Source organism: Winogradskyella undariae (assembly GCF_013285155.1).
In the GTDB taxonomy this organism is placed as follows: domain Bacteria; phylum Bacteroidota; class Bacteroidia; order Flavobacteriales; family Flavobacteriaceae; genus Winogradskyella; species Winogradskyella undariae.
Window position 1 is genome coordinate 44,190 of the sequence record NZ_JABTEL010000009.1, and the last position, 17,017, is coordinate 61,206.

15 protein-coding genes are annotated in these 17,017 nt (G+C 32.0%); 3 read left to right on the forward strand and 12 right to left on the reverse strand.

Annotation, left to right across the window (positions count from 1 at the left end; translation table 11 throughout):
- Positions 1-213 precede the first annotated feature (213 nt).
- Positions 214-471 carry a CAP domain-containing protein gene (locus HSX10_RS12725; RefSeq protein WP_173588615.1) on the reverse strand — a complete coding sequence of 86 codons (258 nt, stop codon included), beginning with the start codon at positions 469-471 and terminating at the stop codon, positions 214-216.
- Between the two features lie 388 nt (positions 472-859).
- Positions 860-2,188 carry a sodium:proton antiporter gene (locus HSX10_RS12730; protein ID WP_173588616.1) on the reverse strand — a complete coding sequence of 443 codons (1,329 nt, stop codon included), beginning with the start codon at positions 2,186-2,188 and terminating at the stop codon, positions 860-862.
- 275 nt (positions 2,189-2,463) lie between these two features.
- Here HSX10_RS12730 and HSX10_RS12735 point away from each other — a divergent pair, with 275 nt between their 5' ends.
- Together HSX10_RS12735 and HSX10_RS12740 are read left to right on the forward strand one after the other, a co-directional pair.
- Positions 2,464-3,153: a hypothetical protein gene (locus HSX10_RS12735; RefSeq protein WP_173588617.1), complete on the forward strand. Its 690-nt coding sequence runs from the start codon at positions 2,464-2,466 to the stop codon at positions 3,151-3,153.
- A 13-nt stretch (positions 3,154-3,166) separates the two neighbouring features.
- Positions 3,167-3,568: a hypothetical protein gene (locus tag HSX10_RS12740; protein WP_173588618.1), complete on the forward strand. Its 402-nt coding sequence runs from the start codon at positions 3,167-3,169 to the stop codon at positions 3,566-3,568.
- A 156-nt stretch (positions 3,569-3,724) separates the two neighbouring features.
- Here HSX10_RS12740 and HSX10_RS12745 read toward each other — a convergent pair whose 3' ends face one another.
- Positions 3,725-4,120: a hypothetical protein gene (locus tag HSX10_RS12745; protein WP_173588619.1), complete on the reverse strand. Its 396-nt coding sequence runs from the start codon at positions 4,118-4,120 to the stop codon at positions 3,725-3,727.
- 152 nt (positions 4,121-4,272) lie between these two features.
- On the opposite strand from HSX10_RS12745, the gene HSX10_RS12750 reads away from it, so the two are divergent.
- A complete protein-coding gene (locus HSX10_RS12750; RefSeq protein ID WP_173588620.1) occupies positions 4,273-5,265 on the forward strand; it encodes a hypothetical protein in 993 nt (330 codons plus the stop codon).
- Between the two features lie 57 nt (positions 5,266-5,322).
- Here the strand turns inward: HSX10_RS12750 and HSX10_RS12755 are convergent, their stop codons facing one another.
- From HSX10_RS12755 to HSX10_RS12795, 9 genes are all read right to left on the reverse strand, one after another.
- Entirely contained in the window at positions 5,323-5,958 is a 636-nt protein-coding gene (locus HSX10_RS12755; RefSeq protein WP_173588621.1) for a response regulator transcription factor, read from the reverse strand.
- 5 nt (positions 5,959-5,963) lie between these two features.
- Positions 5,964-7,931 carry a tetratricopeptide repeat-containing sensor histidine kinase gene (locus tag HSX10_RS12760; protein WP_173588622.1) on the reverse strand — a complete coding sequence of 656 codons (1,968 nt, stop codon included), beginning with the start codon at positions 7,929-7,931 and terminating at the stop codon, positions 5,964-5,966.
- A gap of 23 nt (positions 7,932-7,954) precedes the next feature.
- Complete coding sequence (locus HSX10_RS12765; protein WP_173588623.1) at positions 7,955-10,204, reverse strand: tetratricopeptide repeat protein; 2,250 nt, start codon at positions 10,202-10,204, stop codon at positions 7,955-7,957.
- Complete coding sequence (locus tag HSX10_RS12770; RefSeq protein ID WP_173588624.1) at positions 10,201-10,860, reverse strand: DUF1266 domain-containing protein; 660 nt, start codon at positions 10,858-10,860, stop codon at positions 10,201-10,203. Before HSX10_RS12770 ends, HSX10_RS12765 begins: the two co-directional genes overlap by 4 nt.
- 3 nt (positions 10,861-10,863) lie before the next feature.
- Positions 10,864-13,350: a hypothetical protein gene (locus HSX10_RS12775; RefSeq protein WP_173588625.1), complete on the reverse strand. Its 2,487-nt coding sequence runs from the start codon at positions 13,348-13,350 to the stop codon at positions 10,864-10,866.
- Positions 13,351-13,406: 56 nt separating this feature from the next.
- Positions 13,407-14,468, reverse strand: a complete 1,062-nt coding sequence (locus tag HSX10_RS12780) for an SMI1/KNR4 family protein (protein WP_173588626.1) — start codon at positions 14,466-14,468, stop codon at positions 13,407-13,409.
- Positions 14,469-14,560: 92 nt separating this feature from the next.
- The gene (locus tag HSX10_RS12785) at positions 14,561-14,977 is read right to left on the reverse strand and encodes a hypothetical protein (protein ID WP_173588627.1); all 417 of its coding nucleotides are present in this window, start codon (positions 14,975-14,977) and stop codon (positions 14,561-14,563) included.
- Between the two features lie 47 nt (positions 14,978-15,024).
- Positions 15,025-16,158, reverse strand: a complete 1,134-nt coding sequence (locus tag HSX10_RS12790; protein ID WP_173588628.1) for an adenylosuccinate synthetase — start codon at positions 16,156-16,158, stop codon at positions 15,025-15,027.
- Positions 16,159-17,016, reverse strand: coding sequence for a hypothetical protein (locus HSX10_RS12795; protein WP_173588629.1), 858 nt, complete (start codon positions 17,014-17,016; stop codon positions 16,159-16,161).
- Between the last annotated feature and the right edge of the window lies 1 nt (position 17,017).

Genomic DNA, 17,017 nt, shown 5'->3' on the forward strand with positions numbered 1-17,017 from the left:
CCCAAATGAACTTATAAATGATGTAAATATCATAGAATATCTTTTGAAAATAAACAGAATTAGAGTTAACCTGCTTTTTTTACCTAATCGATAAATAGTGTAAAATTTGCATCACATTTGTACTGCATAAACCATTAACTCTTTATAAATAAAGGACAATTAGATACTGTATTGTAAAGTGAAAAAACTATAAAGTGTTTGTGTTATTATATGTTATAATTTTTTTATAAAAATATTTGTAAAATACCATTTCCCATTATCGGCTTGTTCTGCAGATATATCAAAATGTGTGTGATCTCCTTCAATATTCATTTTATGGCTTTCGCTATTTAACCATGCATTCACTGTCGCTTCAGCTGTAGAAAAACCGTAAGCTACATTTACAGATACCGCAGTTATATCAGCTTCTGCCATTAAAAACTGTTGTCTTTCATAAAAATTATCATGTGATGGTCTAGATTGAACTATCATATAATTAGTGTTGTAAGCTTTTCCTAAAAGTTTTATAGCTTATTAGTTTTTGTATCACTTAAGAATTGAAATTGATTAGGAGCCCATTTTATGTAATGATCATCTCATTATTTAGAATAGGGTTCCTTTCTATATTATATAGTTTGTTGTTCTATTTGCTATACTTAACGTAACGAGGACTTAAAAAACCATGTGACTTCATCTTCTTCAAAGGTAGCCATAGGAATACAACGTAATAGATTATTAAAGTTTTAGATGGATAATCCAAATTTTATTGTTATTTCAAGACTAATGCGATTTTTATTAATTCACATAAATAGATAAAAAAAAAGCTCATATGAAAAATAGGAGCTTTTTTTTATAAACGTTCTACATTATATTCACTCTATTACATAAATATAAGTTGCGTAAGTATATATATGGGTAATAAAATAATTAATGAAAATTTAAACATATACCCAAAGAAGCTAGGCATGTTAATACCGTGATCTTCAGCAATAGACTTCACCATAAAGTTGGGGCCGTTTCCAATATATGTTAATGCGCCAAAGAAAACGGCACTAGTTGCAATAGCTTTTAATATGTTTTCAGCGACGTTAGCGACTAATGGTATACTATCTGCATACGGTATACTAGAAGCTACACTATGAAAAGCCACAGCCGTTGGTGTATTATCTAAAAAGGCACTAAGAAAACCAGTTGCATAATAATATTGCCATGGATCAGTAAGTCCTAAATCTGGCGCATGCTGGCTTAGATAAATAAGTGTTGGTGTCATGGTAATAAATATTCCGATGAAAACCACAGCAACCTCTGCGATTGGTCCCCATGAAAATTTATTACTTTCACGTATTTTTTGAGATGTTGTAAAATAAGCCATTACAGTTAATACAATGAGAACAATTTCTCTTAAATGTTTAAGGAAATAAGACGCGTCTTCTTCAGCCATTGCAGGTATAACATCGTGATTAATTAAAGCCACAGAAAAAACGACTCCTAATAAAAAGATAAAATTAATAGCTCCGGTAATGCGTATCGGTTTTATTTGTCTTTCATCCGCAAGGAGATTTACCTTAGGTTCTTTTTTATAATAGTAAGAATCAAGGAAATAATAAGCTGTAAGAAGTAGTGTTCCTACAAAAGCCCATTCGGGTAAGAGATTAAAGAACCAAGTAAAACTAGCACCTCTTAAGTATAACATTAATAATGGTGGATCACCAAGTGGGGTTAAAAGCCCACCACAATTGGCAACAGCAGCAATAAAAAATAAAATGGTATGTACACTAAACTGTCTTTGTTTATTAATAGATATTACAGGGCGTATTAGTAACATTGCAGCTCCTGTTGTTCCCATAAAAGAAGCTAAAAGAAAACCAATACCCAAAAACAGTGTATTAATCTTTGGTTTAGCTTTAATATCACCACTGAGGTGTATGCCTCCTGTAATAACAAATAAGGACGTTAATAACACTATAAAAGGTAGGTAATCTCCCAAAACTTGATGTTTTAGGTGTTCGGTAAGATCCATATATACTAAATAACCTATAGTAGGTACACTTAGAACTATTGAGACTAATAATTTATTACGATTGTTTTCCCACCATTCCTCTGCAATGAGAGGGCCAATGGCTATGGCTAATAGGATTAAAAAAAATGGGATTGACGGCCAAAGTGGGATTTGTTGAGTCAATTCATGACTATTATTTATTAACAACATATAGTATATTTATTAAACTAGTTAATCTACTACTAATTTAAAAAAAGTTAAACCATTAAGCACGTTGTATTATTTAATTTTTATGTTAATTAATTGCATAATGTGTAGTCTTGTGGTCTTTTTGTTGATGTTTTTAAAAGAGAGTGAGGATAGGCAAATACTTTTAGTTTTTTTTGCTTTTTTAGTGGTTTAAATGGGATTGTAATATCCCTGAAAACAGTTAGAAATATTTACCGCTATTATTTCAACTTTGTATAAAATAAAAAAATACAATTATGGATTTTAAAACAATGTTACAATTACCAGTATTAGATACTAATGCCGTTTTAAAGATAGTTCAAGAAATAGCAGACATAGAAAGAAAAGAAGATAGACCCCATATGCCTAAAGTTTCAATATCTACACATTCAGGTAGTGCTTCTGGTTTTTTTGTAAATCATGATGCCGAAAAGAAAGTTGTTTTATTATGTGATATTTATGATCGTGATGCACAATTTCAATATATAGAAGTACATTCAATTTCTTCGATCTCTTTGAGTAACATTAATAAGTATGGTTACCTTTTATCGGATGGGAAAATTCCTTTCGTACCAAACGCAGATGAAATTCCTACTGTTCTTCAACTTAAAAAAGATATAAAAGCGTTAGAATTAGAAGTTAAAGCAGTTTTAGAAAAAGAAATTTCTATAGTTTATATCCATGAAGGTACTCCCGAAGATCTTGATAAATTTTATGCTTCAAAAATAGTTTCGTTATTAAAAGAAACGCTTTCTAGTATAGCAGCTGATCATTTAGCAAAAGAAGCATTTTCAGAATCTATTTCAACAATAAATTTTAATTTAGGTAGCGAAAATAAATCAAGTTTAGAAAAAGATGTACTTTCGATTACTGTAGATACATCTAAAGGTTTAAAAAGCTTCCCGAAGGCAAAAGGATTACAAACACAAATAGAAAAGCAATTGTAAAAACAAGAATGATATGAAAGAATTAAATGTAATTCAGCGTATAGAATTAAGAATTAAAAAAGACGAACATACAGAAGAGCTATTTAAGCTTTCGCAATGTGATTATAGCTTTTCGTCTACATACTATCCAAACGAAGAACAAGAAAGAGGGGTAGATGTAAATTTATCTGGCGCTATGAGGAACGAGATGAGCACGCTATTTTTAGAATGGTTATCTCATAAACCAGGCGATTGGTCAGGCAGTTTGAAAATTTATTATCAAAACCAAGAAGAACCTGTTGTTAGTTTTGTATTTGATAATGCTATAATTCATAATTACAGTCAGTCATTTTCAGAGAACAATGTACAGTCTCAAGATTATTACTTTAGTGCGATATTAACAGGTGTAGTTTTAAATGATGTAAAACTAAATTAAGCACAACATATTACAATAAAAAAAGCCTTTAAGAGATGAATCTTAAAGGCTTTTTTATTTCAGATATAAAAAAATATTGAAGTATACAAAAAGGGAAAGCGTATTACGTTTTCCCTTTTTGTATTGATACTTAGACGTTATTAAAAAAATATAATTCTATAAGTTGTTTTCTAAATACTCACGAATTGTTAAATCTATAAAATAACCACTGTGGTGCCCTCCCCAACATGCTGTTAATGAAAATACGCCATCTTCTAATTTTAATTCTTTTTTAGCTTCAGCACCTTCGTTTGGGATGCAATAGACTTCAATAGCGTTTATACTTTCTGCGACAGCTTCTTTTCCCATGTCGTCTTTGCAAACTAATTTTAGTCCGTCTGTAAGGCGTTGTAAACATACACTTGGTACAAATTTAATAAAATCCATTTCAAAGGTATCCCAATTGATATTTATTGGTAATTCTTTACCAACAATCTCATTAATTTCTTTTTGGTAATTTCCTAAATATTGGTCTTCTATTGATTTTGCAGCTCTTTTTTCCTGTAATCCCATAATATGTGGTTTTTAGTTTTATTAATATCTCAAAGGTATAGGATGTATTAATAGTAAAAACACCACTATTAAGGGAATGTGCAAACTCACTGAATTCCGTGAGTATTTGCTACGCGTGTTATGCTACATTTATTTTTTTAAACAAAAAAAGTATGAAAATTACAATTATAAGTATTATTTGTATCCTAATTATAGGACTTATTGTTGCAGGTTGTGCAAATTACATCGGAATTCCTAAAAAGAAAGCTGCTGCTAATTTAGAAGAATATTTACAAAAAAAATATAAAGGAAGACTTGCCTTTAGTGATTTAAGCTTGTTTTTCAATGCAGCAACTATGGATCCTAATATGTATGGTATGCTTATTTATGATAAAAATATTCCTGAAATTGAATTTTATACACACCTTAATCTAAAAAACATATTAGAAAACGACACCTTGCCAATGTACCCTACTATAGATTCAATGACTGTTGACGATTTATATAAAGGTGCCGTAAAGCGCTATGAAGCGAGACAAGCTGTTAAAGCCGATTTTAAAAATGAAATTCCTGAAATACATTTTTCTACAGAAATTATTGATTTAAATTTTAAGGCAGATGTAAAACCAAATGAATTGGAAGCTATCGTGGCACGTTTTATAGATCGGTTAAGTCAATCTATAGAAGAGTTAGATTCTGCTTATCAATTTAGTTTACGGATTAGAACAGCGAGTCATCCAGAGGGTTTTATGATCATTCCGTTAGAAGTTGAAGATAGTAAATGGCAAGCCAACCCAATGTTATTGTCCGAAAAAGCAGTTGGTTTTGAAACTTTAAAAACAATGATTCTAAAAAATATACAGGCAAAAATAGAAACACCATACCCTTATTTTAAAATTACTGAAAGCAGCAAAATTTATATGGATAAATCTTCTTTGTCTAGAGGTGCTTGGATACAGTATTTAGAAGATAAAAGAATTGTAAATAATAGAAAAGAGAAATGGAGAAATCCACAGACCGGAATTTATGTTATCTATTTTGATTTAGATACCAAATTTATTTATCGAGGAGAATTGCTAACAGAAGAAAATGATAAAGATTCTTACGTTGAAGAACTAAGACAATTAATAAAAACGGTAGAAGCAGAGGGGATAAGAACAAAATAAATGATCTATTAGTGTAAATAAAAGCGGCTTGAAAGTGGTATTCAAGCCGTTTTTATATTAATCAAATAATCCAGATTCTATAGCGTATTTTACAGCTCCGGTTGTGGTTTTAGAACCTGTTTTTAAAAGAATATTTTTTCGGTGTGTCTCTACGGTATTAACAGAAATAAATAACTTTTCTGAAATTTCTTTAGACGTTAGCTCATCTGCCAAAAGCGCTAATACTTCTTTTTCACGAGGCGAAAGTTCTATGTTTTTATACTTTTTACGTTCAAAAACACTTTCCATATAACGTTGCTTAATCAATTCTGAAAAATATTGTTCATTACCTAAAACGGTACGCACTGCTTTTTGTAACTCTTCTTTACTCGTAAATTTAGGTACAAATCCATCTGCACCTTTCTGAATGACTTTATGTACCGTTCTATGGTTATCTAGCATACTCAGCATTATAATTTTTACACTCGTATGTTTTTTCTTAATCTCGGTAAGTAACTCTATGCCGTCCATTTTTGGCATACTAATATCACTTATAATTAAACCAATTTCAAACTGATTGAGTAATCTAATTACTTGTTTGCCTTCGGTAGCTAAATGTATCTCACCAATTTCTTCCATATCGCTTAATATGGTATTTATGCCTTCTAAAAACATAAGATGATCGTCTGCTATAATGATGTTTGTTTTCTTCAAAATCTTTAAATTATAGGAATATTTATGGTAATCGATGTTCCGTTACCAGGACTACTATCAATATCTAAATCACCTTCAACTTTGTGTAAACGTTCTTTAATATTACGAAGTCCTATACCTTGTTTTTTATTCTTTTTAAAGCCTTTACCATTGTCATTTATTACAATATTTAAATGGTCTTCATGCTTGGTCAATTGTACGTCTGCATGTGTAGCCTCTGCATGTTTTAAAATATTATTTATAAGTTCTTGCACAATACGATAAGCATCTGCAAGAAGTAATTCTGGTAATTGATCGATTTCTTCTTCAGGAAAAAAGAAAGTCTGAATTTCAATAGATGATTTTGTTGAGATTTGATCAATAAAATCATTTAAGAAACTGGTAAATCCTATTTTCGAGAAAGAGAGAGGATGTAGTTGATGAGAAAGACTACGTACATCTACACAAGCACTACTTATAGCTTTTGCTATTCTATTTGATTGTGATTGATCGTGATTACTTTCAACATAATGTTCAAAAGCTATTTTTATTCCTGCTAAATCACTTCCTATGCCATCATGTATTTCTCGTGCTAATCTAGAGCGTTCTTCATCCTGGCCTTCTTGGTAACGTTCAATAACAGATAGCTTATGATCCTTCATCATTTCACTAATCTTTTGCTTGGCATTTTCTTCCTGTTGTAGGCTTAATTCTTTTTGCACACGCAAACGTTGAAGATAGAAAAGTCTTAAAATTATTAAGGTTAGTAACACCAGGCCAAACCCAGCAATAAGCACATTTCTAATTAATTTTTGTCGTTTTACAGTCAGTTCTACTTTTTGTAACTCGGCATCACTTAATTTTTGCTCTTTTTCTAAAAGTTGAATGCGGGTTTCCTTTAATTCGGTTTCATAACGTTCTTGAATGTTAGCGACATATTTTTCTTTGTCTAGTGAGTTTTGTTCTTCTCCAGTAATAACACCTTTTTGATAAAATTTTAAAGCATTTTCGTAATCGCCATCTTCTTCGTAAAGTTGTGCTAAATTTTTATAAATATCAGAATTATAAAGCTGAAGCGATTGGTTTTGGCCTATAGATAAGGCTTTTACAAAGGCTGCAATAGCTTCTTTTCTATGTCCTAATTTACTTTCGCATAATCCTAAATCATTTAATACAATAACAAGATCTGAATTAAATTTAAGGGCTTCTAAAAGCGACATTGTTTTGCGTAAAGCAATCACTGCTTCTTTACAACGGCCTTCTTCAACAAGCATTTGCGAAAGGTTAATATTAACATAAGCAATTACGGCTTTATTACCTTCTTTTTCTCTGTAGCCTAAAACCGTTTGGTAATGTTCTCTTGCTTGGTCAAATTTCCCTTCTTCTTTTAAAATATTAGCAAAATTAAATAAGGTAGTAAGTACCCCATCATCATCGCCCAACTCTCTGTAAAGATTTGCTGCACGATCTAAGTTTTCTGCGGCTTTTTTATATTCTTTTTGAAGTAAATAAAGTGTTGCTATATTTTGATAGGCATTGGATTCTTGTACTTTATTCTTTGTTAGTTTAGCATAATTTAAACACTGAATAAAACTATCCATAGCTTCAGGATATTGCCCTAGGTTTTTGTAGCCTAAGGCTAATATATTATAGCAAGCAGCTAATCCTTTTTCAACTTTAACAGCTTTAAGTAAGGTAATTGCTTCGGTAGTGTACGTTATAGTACTTTTATAATCGCCTGAAATATTTCCTAAATTTCCTAAAGCATACAAGGCGCGAGCCACTTGTAAGTCCATTTCTAAAGCTTTACTTTCTTCTAACCATTTTAAAGCTGCTTTTTTAGCGACTTGTGGGCTTTTATATAGATTATTACTGTAAACAATAGAAAGTGAGTCTATTTTTGATGTATTCTGTGTTGTTTGTGCAACAACGACATTAAATACGTTCAAAAAAAAGAATAAAATAAGTAGGTTATATTTTGAGTGAATTTTCATTTGACGAGCGAAATTAATGACTTTTAAACGAAATAGTCAGCTCTTATTCTAGTTTTCATTTCATTTAACATTTCTAGCTCTCCGTTTTCAAATTCTATATTTCGTTTAGAAATGCTTTCTAGTAAATTATGTTGAAGAAAGATATCCTCTTTATGATGTTTTTGTGCAATTTCTAAATGCTCTAATAGGGCCGTTTCAGACGGATTGTCTTTACTTAAATACATGGCATTGTATTTTGTGTAATCTTCTACATTATCCAAACCTTTAGCCATGTTTTTTATAGCTCTTAACATGACATGATATTGGTCTTTTGGGAAATTAATAAATGTTTTTTCAGGATAACTTTGCAATAGATTTTCATACGCAATTTTAGCATCTTTATATCTTTTATCTTGTTGTAAAGTATTGGCATAATCAAAATCTAGTTGCCAATCTCTGGCTTCTGGAACCTCTTTTTTGATGGTTTCACAAAGGGTAATAGTTGTTTTATTATCAAAACCTGCTGTTAAACAATCTAAGGCTAATTTTAAATAACAGGCTTTGTTAGTTGAAAGCTCTGCTGCCATTTTTAAAGATTCTGCCCCAGCAGTATTATCTCTTAACATCCATTGAATGAATCCGTTATTTCTGTATTCACTGAATGTTGTTGGGTTATCTATTAAATCATCGGCAGTGGCTTTACCTAATTTTTCTGGGTGTTCCAGAAACGTATAATAACAAATCCATTGAAAAACAGGTTTTAATTCTGTCGGTAACTGCTCTTGCTCAAAATTATAGATGGCGTATTTATGACATTCTTCGTAATCTCCCATTTCTACAAGTACTTCAATACACATATTCATTGTACTAAAATAATCCGAATCATCATCCTCATAAAAGTTGATTTCTTCTTGCATATCTTCAAAAAAGGCCGTGTAATTATGGTTTATTCTATGAATATTCATTCGTAAATTATACAACCAAGGCGCAAAAGAATGTTTTGGTAACGGAAAATCTGCAAGCGCTTCATTAATCACCTCTAGCGCTTCATCAAATCTATGTAATCTAAATAATGCTCGTGCTTGAAAAAATAAGGTTTTAAGCGTTGGTGTTTCTCTGCGATGAAACTGTACAACGATATCTAAAATACCTTGCCAGCTTTCTATTCTACCATTAACCTCTAGTAAATATTGTAAATATTCACTCATTCTTAATCCGTTTCTAAAAGCCTCGTGGTAGGCAGCTCCTGTTTGGTTATAGTCTTTGTCAAGGAAATAAGATTTTGCTTTTAGAACATGAAGTAACGGGTTTTTAGGGTTTAAAGCTAAACCGCGTTCTACACAAGCCTCAATAGTTGGTTTGTGTTTTGTATGATAATATCCTGCATTTCCTATCAACACATATTGATGCTGTGCCGATTGCCAACCAGAGTTTGCTAAGGCTTTCATATAGGTTTGATACTCCTCAAAATTGCTGTAGTTTTCCTCTGGAAATTCCGGTTCAGGCGGTGTTGCTACTATTTGAGATACAAAATCATATCTCATAAAATTCTTAGCAAAATCAGCTAATAATAAGCGTGTGTGATCTGTTAAATCGAAATGTTTCCATTCTTTATCCCATAGCTTTTTTATTTCTGCCGACCATTTTGACCAAATCTCGACTTGTATCATTGCTAGGTTTTTACCAGCTTGATCTAAACGATCATCTAATTGTAAGCCTTTTAGAACCGTTTTATTATGGGTAGCCGATGCTAAATCTAATAATTCAAAACAATCTGCTTCTTCGGAAGATGCGCATAACTGTTCTAACTGAGCCGATTGAATATCCCAAAGTAATAAACGTGCTTCTGTTAACGCAGGATAACATTCTAAAACATATTTAAGCGTGATAATAGCTTCTTCAAATCGTTTGTCTTCTTGAAGTTTTAACGCGTAATGGATATGTAAGGTTTCATTATATGAATACGTCATTAATGCCGTTTCATATACCCATTCTTTACACTCTTTATAGTAACTACAAACATATTCGTAATCGGAAGGTAATACTTCATTTATATCTATTAAAGCTTGTAAATAAGACTCCATAACGTCCATATTCATTTCTTCAAAAGCACCAAGATAAAGCATGTAAATACGATAATATCTGGCATTATCGGCAAGATTGTTATCTCCTAATACGTCAAAATTTTCTTGAATATTGCTTATTACAGATTGTAAAGGCGCATAAAGGTTAGCTTTATAAAGTGCTTCTGCATGCTCAATTTGTTTTATAACTTCTCTTCTTGTTAAACTCATTTTTTCCATGTTTTAAACCAGTCGGCATGTTCTATATGTAAACGTTGGTAGCAGTCCCAAAGCGTCGCTGTTCCTGGGAATTTACTCACATCTTGTTCTGTTGCTCCTAAAGCGTATTCGTCTCCTAAACATACGTTACGATGAAAATCACTCCAACTAGAAAAGGTCGATTTTATAGTGTCGTTAGCTTCTTCTAGACGTAAAATCATTTCATCTGTATTTATAAAACCTAATACGTGACCTAAACGCATTTGAAAAATATAAAAGGCCATTTCGTACCCCATAAGTTTTTCTTTTTTTAGACTAAAACGGTATTTCCATACCATTTTATAAATGCCTTTGGTTCTTGGGCTTTCTTCGGCATTATATTTGGCATCAAAATCGGTTGTGGTAATCATACGAAACTCTGAAGCCAATTTTTCAAAATTATGAGATACCATTTGTCCGTTTTCATAGCGTTGTAAACTATTGCGTAAGTGCAAACCAGATTTTATGCCAAATAAACTTAAAAGGCGTTTGGCTTGCTTTACATGCATTTGGTTTTCTAAATCGAAACCAGACCAACTTGTTAAATCTGCGTTTTTATAATTTTTCTTTAAAATCAAGGCCGATAAATTTAATTGGTCTTGTATTTCGGGTGTGATCTCTTGTGTCATTTTCTAAGCGTTTAAATCATCAACGACTTGTAATAAAGCCGTCGTTAAATCTTCTGAATAGGCTCCAGATTTTGCCATTGCCTGTAATCCCATACCGTATGAAGGTGCCATTTGAGTGCCTTTTACTAAGTGTATAAATAAACTTCGGCAAAGATTTCCGTAGGTTTCTTGTGCTGTTCCTGGCGCTAAATTGGTGTCTAGCAAAGTCATATAAAGTGCTTGCCCCATTCGTACTTGTATTGCTGTTTCATCATCAAGTAACCAGGTTTTAAATTCTTCTATTTTTTCATCCAAAGGCTGTAAAAGTTCGGTGTCGTAACTTCCATTTTCACTATAATGTTCTAGATTATTAAGCACAGCATCTACATATTTTTGATTGATCTCAGTAACTTCCATTTCAATTGTAATGGTTTGAGAATTATTAACAGCTGTGGGTGTTTCTGTGGTTGTTTCTTCTGTAAAATGAAAATTATAAAAAGCTTTAATAGCAGTTACTAATTCTGTTTGATCATTAAAATCGGCTATTGTACTTTGACTATAATCAGAAAGAAACTTAGTGGTGTTTACGTTTAGTTTATCTTTTTTTAATTCACTTAGAAAATCAGTTAAATACACTTCAATTTCTGTTGAAATTTCAGCTAAAGCGACATTTTCAGAAGTTTTAATTTTGCATTTTTTATGAAAAGTGATGATACGATTGATCGCCTTATCTAAGAAATAACTGGTGTCATCTTCACGATCATTAAAATAGGTAGCTGTCCTTACGCCTTGGGTTGTTAAAAGATTAGAAACCCAAACGGCTTCTTGTCTAGAACTGTAATAAAAATCGCCTAAATAATTAAACCACGCTTGAATAATATTTAGTTCTAACGGACGCGCTTCATTGATATAATGTCCGCCAGCAAACGTGTTACAAATTTTGGCCACACAAGCATCAATACTTTTAAGAGCGCCAATTTCGTTTACACGAGAATAATTTCCTGGTTCCGCACATAACGTAATGAGCGTTTTTGTGATTAAAGGCAGGTTTTGTTTTCTAATATCATCTCTAACATCTCTGGTAGAATAGGCCATTTCTAACAAATACAATTGTAAAATCTCTTGTTGTTCTGCGTTGTATAAATTAAATAATTCCTCGCGAGCATCGTAAAACGTACGAACTAAAAACTGATTTAATGGATTTTTAATACTTTCTTTAGTAAAACCATGAAGAAACCCCTTTAAGTTATCTTTAGTTTGAAAAACGTTTTTAATTAAAAATTCACCCGTCATTTGAAAATCCTTATGATCAAAACGCATTATAGGAAGTTTGCCTTGGCGTTCTTCAATCAATAGATCTGAAAAAATGGTATTGTATGTTTCTGTTTGGTTTTTAATACCTGTTTCTGGATGGCATGTATTAAACCAAAACGGAATGCATTGCAGCGGAAGTGCTTCTGCTGTATTTTCTGTGAAAATGAGTTTGCCATAATCTTTAAAAGCTTCCGTATAAAAATTACTTCCGCCATCGGCAGTTAACCAATCTATAAATCTTAAATAGCAAACGTCTAATTGTTCTTGTGGTATGTTTTTATCACGATTATTAAATAATAAGGTATCGCCAGCATCCCAAACTTTAGGACCTAAAGCAGCAATTAATGGGTAGAAACCTTCAGCCGTTTTTAAATTAAGTAATTCTAAACTTTTAACGTCTCCAAAAATCAAGCGTTCTTTTATCGCTTTATGTGCTTCATAAATAACTTCTAAGCTATTATAATAATAGGCTGCTAAATCTGTGGTAAACCAAGGCAACATTAAATCGTAAGCACCAGTAACGTATACGCGACCGACGGGTAATATACGATGAAATTGAGTGATGAATTTACTCCAATCATTCTCAAAAAAATGCTGAACAAAATCGTTGTTTATTTTGAACGGAAGTTTAGTAATCGTTTTATCTGACTGGACAACGGAATATGTTTCGTTTAAAATTTGATATCTAATACAAAACTGAATTAAAAAATCGGAACTCAATACATCTCGAATATCAAAAATCCGGTCGATTAAAAAGCGGGCGATAGGAAGAGAGGCTTCCGATTCGCTTTGTACGAGCATTTTTAAAACCTGAAAAATTTGTGTTTTTAAATCTTCAGAAACGGCATCGGTTTGTAAATAACTTAGACTAAAATTTAAAAACTCGACGAGCTTATTCGTGCTTTTTTCATCAGGAAATAATCCTTTTTGTAATAGTGGGTACCAAGACCCAACAAGCTCTAAACCTTCCTGTTCATTGGCAAAAACCTTAGGGTGAAAATAGAGGTGTTGTGCTGTGTTTTTAGTAAATTCAGCTGTTACACCGTTTAAATTACTACTATTTACAGCATTTTTATAAACATCGGTATCTGTAGCGTCCATTATCTCTAAAACTTGAAGCATTGCTTTTACTTCAGGTGGAGCTAATGATTCTAACTTTAATTTTGGTACTATTTTTTCTTTAAAAATCGCAGACATGTGCTGGGTATTATTCAAATTATATTGTAATGTGTTTTATTCTTTTTAGGATGATTTTATTCGACATAAAACCATTCGTTTTCTTCAATTTCGCCTTCGTTACCCATTAAACTTTTCAAGAAGGTATTTAAATCTTCGGCTTCAATATATCCAATTTCTTGATCTGCACCATAACGAATAATTTGTCCGGCTTTTCCTTTTGTATTTGGTGCAAAATCGAAAGCTAAAAAATTACCATTTTGTAAATCGAAAAACGGAATCCAATAGGGTGTGGTGTACATTAACAAGGCTTTACCTTGGTTGGTTGAGTAGGTGTCTAACAGGTCTTCTTGCGTCCATTCATCGTAAATATCTTTCCATTGTTTCCATTCTTTATATATAGCTTCTGCGCCCATTATAGCACATCTATCAATACCATTATGCAACGTTAAGTATTCTTTTATTATTGTAGGAAAAGGAAAACCGGCCTCTTTTTCAAATTGAGCAAAAATGGCATCATTGTTAATTGGTGGCTTTAACTTTAATCTTTTTTCTGTAATTAAAGCGATAAAAGATTGTGTAACCTCTTTCATATTAATTTCAGCTTCTAACTGAATAAAAGGTTTTAAGAAATCGGCTTTTTCTTTTGCTAATTGTTCTGCTATAAATTGATTAGGAATAAATTCATTAATAAAAGCACCTGTGTTGTCTTGAAACGTAATATCTTTAAAATTAGAAACAGGCTGAGAACTATACAAACTCGTACTAAAGTTATAAACAGATTCTACAAAATTTTTAACGACGTCATCACTTCTAAAACGCTGAATATTTATAAACCATGCTTTAAATAGTGGCGTATTTTCTATTTCAAAAGTAGCAACAGTTCTGTCTTCTAAAAATCCAATTCCGTAAAATTTGGTATTAAATTTATAATCTGGTGTAATAAGTGATAGTTTGAATAATTTTTTCCCAGAGCGGGTTTCAATAGCCTCTAAAAGTGCATCTCTAAACGTAAAAGAATTCTTGTAATGTTTTGGATCTTCAAGAGTTGGAAGTGTCTCTATTTTGATAGGTTCAAAATTGAAATCATCCCATTTTAATAATTTGAAATCTTCTGAATACGTTACGTAATTATTCATGTTTTCTTAATTTTTGGCAATGCTAAAGTACTCTAGAAAACTAAAATTTTTATCCCTGAAACTAGTGATTTTATAAAAATGAAGGTATTGGTTTAAAACCTAATCTTACTTTTTAAAATGTCTTCTAATAATGGAAATTGTGTTGGTTCAATTTGACTGACCTGAATTCTTATCTTTTTTTCTTTTTCATTCGGGGTTTGATAGGTGATAATCATAACCTTTCTCTCAACAACATAAGATTTAAGGGCACTATAAGACACCTCTTTTTTACCTATAATTCCGGCTTGAAATACAAAGTGATGTTCTGAAAATTTAAACACTTTAAGGTTTTTGTTGAAGGCATATAGACTAAAAAATATTATACAAAATGCTATTGGAAAGACTATTTCTATTGATGTCGCTTGTAGAGTTATTAGGCTTAGTCCTATCATAAATAGTGCAAAAATCAAAGGTTTGTTTTTTGCTTTAGAACTTAGTTCAATTTCAGATTTAGTGTTTGTTTTGTTCATACGTTATAATATATCTTCTTAGATATTTTTATTATGGTTTTATAAAATCAATTTTGAAGTTTCTCTATGCATTCTCGTCTAGGGCCGTAACTTCCGTGAACAGATTTGAATGTTGTATCTAATTTTTGAAGTAAATTCTCGTAAGAAAAACCAGGTAACTGGTCGAGACAGGTAATCATTACATGCTTTTGAGGTTTTAAATCTTGATGATGAATGGCATCAGAACTTAAAGCATAATTAAGTAATTCTGGATCTAAAGCTTGTGTTCTAAACTCCCCTTGAAACTCGTTAGTTACATTCGCTTCATTTTCATTATTCTGAAGTGAAACAGGTTTTGTGTTAGACATTGGTCCGTTGCCATGTCGTGTTTGGTAACAGCGCGTTATGTAATAAATATCTATTTCTACTTCAGCTTTTAAATGTGTTTTTATAAGCTGAATAGCGTTTTTAGAAGTGGTATAACTCCACGTGGTATGCGGATGAAAACCATGTTGTGTATCTAATAAAATACCTTGACTGCCTTCAAAAATAAAATGCTCGAATGTTGTTTTTAATTCTGAAAGAGAGGTTAAACTATAATACTTTTTAATATCTAAACAACTGTCAGTAAAATAATCTTCGTTGTAATCTTTAAGTTCGTTTTTGTAATAATCTTGAATCGATTTTGGCTGACTTTCTAGTTTCGTTTCATAATACAATTTTATACTTTCTAAACGTTGTTTTAAAATCCATTGAAATTGTAAGTCGTTAGCATAAAGATATACTTCTGCTTTATTTCTAGCGATGGTTGTACCGAAACCCAATCCGCAAGAGCCGTGATTTTGTTGTTTTTCAATCGCTCTATTATAAGCAATATCGTAAAACGTAGTAATCATCGCCAATGGATGAAAATACAATTTTGGTTTATAGGTTTTTAAGAAATCACCTTCGTCTAAAATGGCAGGAGGAAATAGGGTAGTGTGCTCCGAATAATACGTTGGTACACCCAATAAAGTCCCAGAACCAAAATTACTAAACGTATGGGTAAGTGTGTCTGTACTTACGGTATGTCCAATTTGGTGACCTCCTGAAAACCGAACCACTACACTTTCTTTAGGATTTTGTGATGCCAGAAAATCGGTCGTTAACCCTTTTCCAGCATCACCAAAACCTAAATCTATAACCAAACTACACTTTGTCATTTATAGCATGTTTTCTACTTCTGTAGTGTCAGAAGACGTATTTGTTTTAGCATTATACGGTTTATGATTTTGAATCACCACCTCTGCAATACGTTTTGCTACGGTTTTAAAATCAGGAACTTCTATAAAGTTTTCTCCCAAAAGTGCCTTCCAATTACCTTTACGACTATCTTGTTTTGCCCAATCATTATGCTCTAAATGCATATGGAAAACATTATATTTTTCTTGTGCTTCTGCAATAATAGCTTCTGTAGTTATGGTTTCTGCTTCATTTGTACAGGTATATCTTTTAATGATTTCTGCAGGAATGGTAGGAAAAACAGGTTCATCTCCAATGGTGAATAAAAAACCTTTTTGCTGTCTTTTTTCCCAACAATCAATAGCGGTATGACGTGCAGCAAACAAATGCGCTAAGTTGTAACCTTCTTGATTGTTTCCGCCACCGCCACCTTCTAAATAGACGCGTGTTAACCAACGGTCTAACAATTCTGCAGACGATTCAAATTGTCCAACTTGTAAAGGTGCACTATCATAAATAAAATCTCCAATCCCTAAAAATAGTACTTGCGGATCTTCAATTCCGGCTTCCATTAAAGAACCTATAAGGTCTGGTAAGGCTTCTTTTACAATATGTTCTGGCACAAACCCCATACTTCCAGTCACATCTAAAGCGACAATAATAGATACTGTTTCAGGATGTTCTTCAGAATCTCTCGATTCTCTTACGACTGCTTTTGTAGGATCCATTTCTGGATCTATGTGTCTGGATGTAAATATTTCTTCTCTAGACTTGTTACCATAGTCTTTCATTTTTCGTAAACGCTTATAGGCGTCGTTACTAAATCTTCCTCCTCCCATA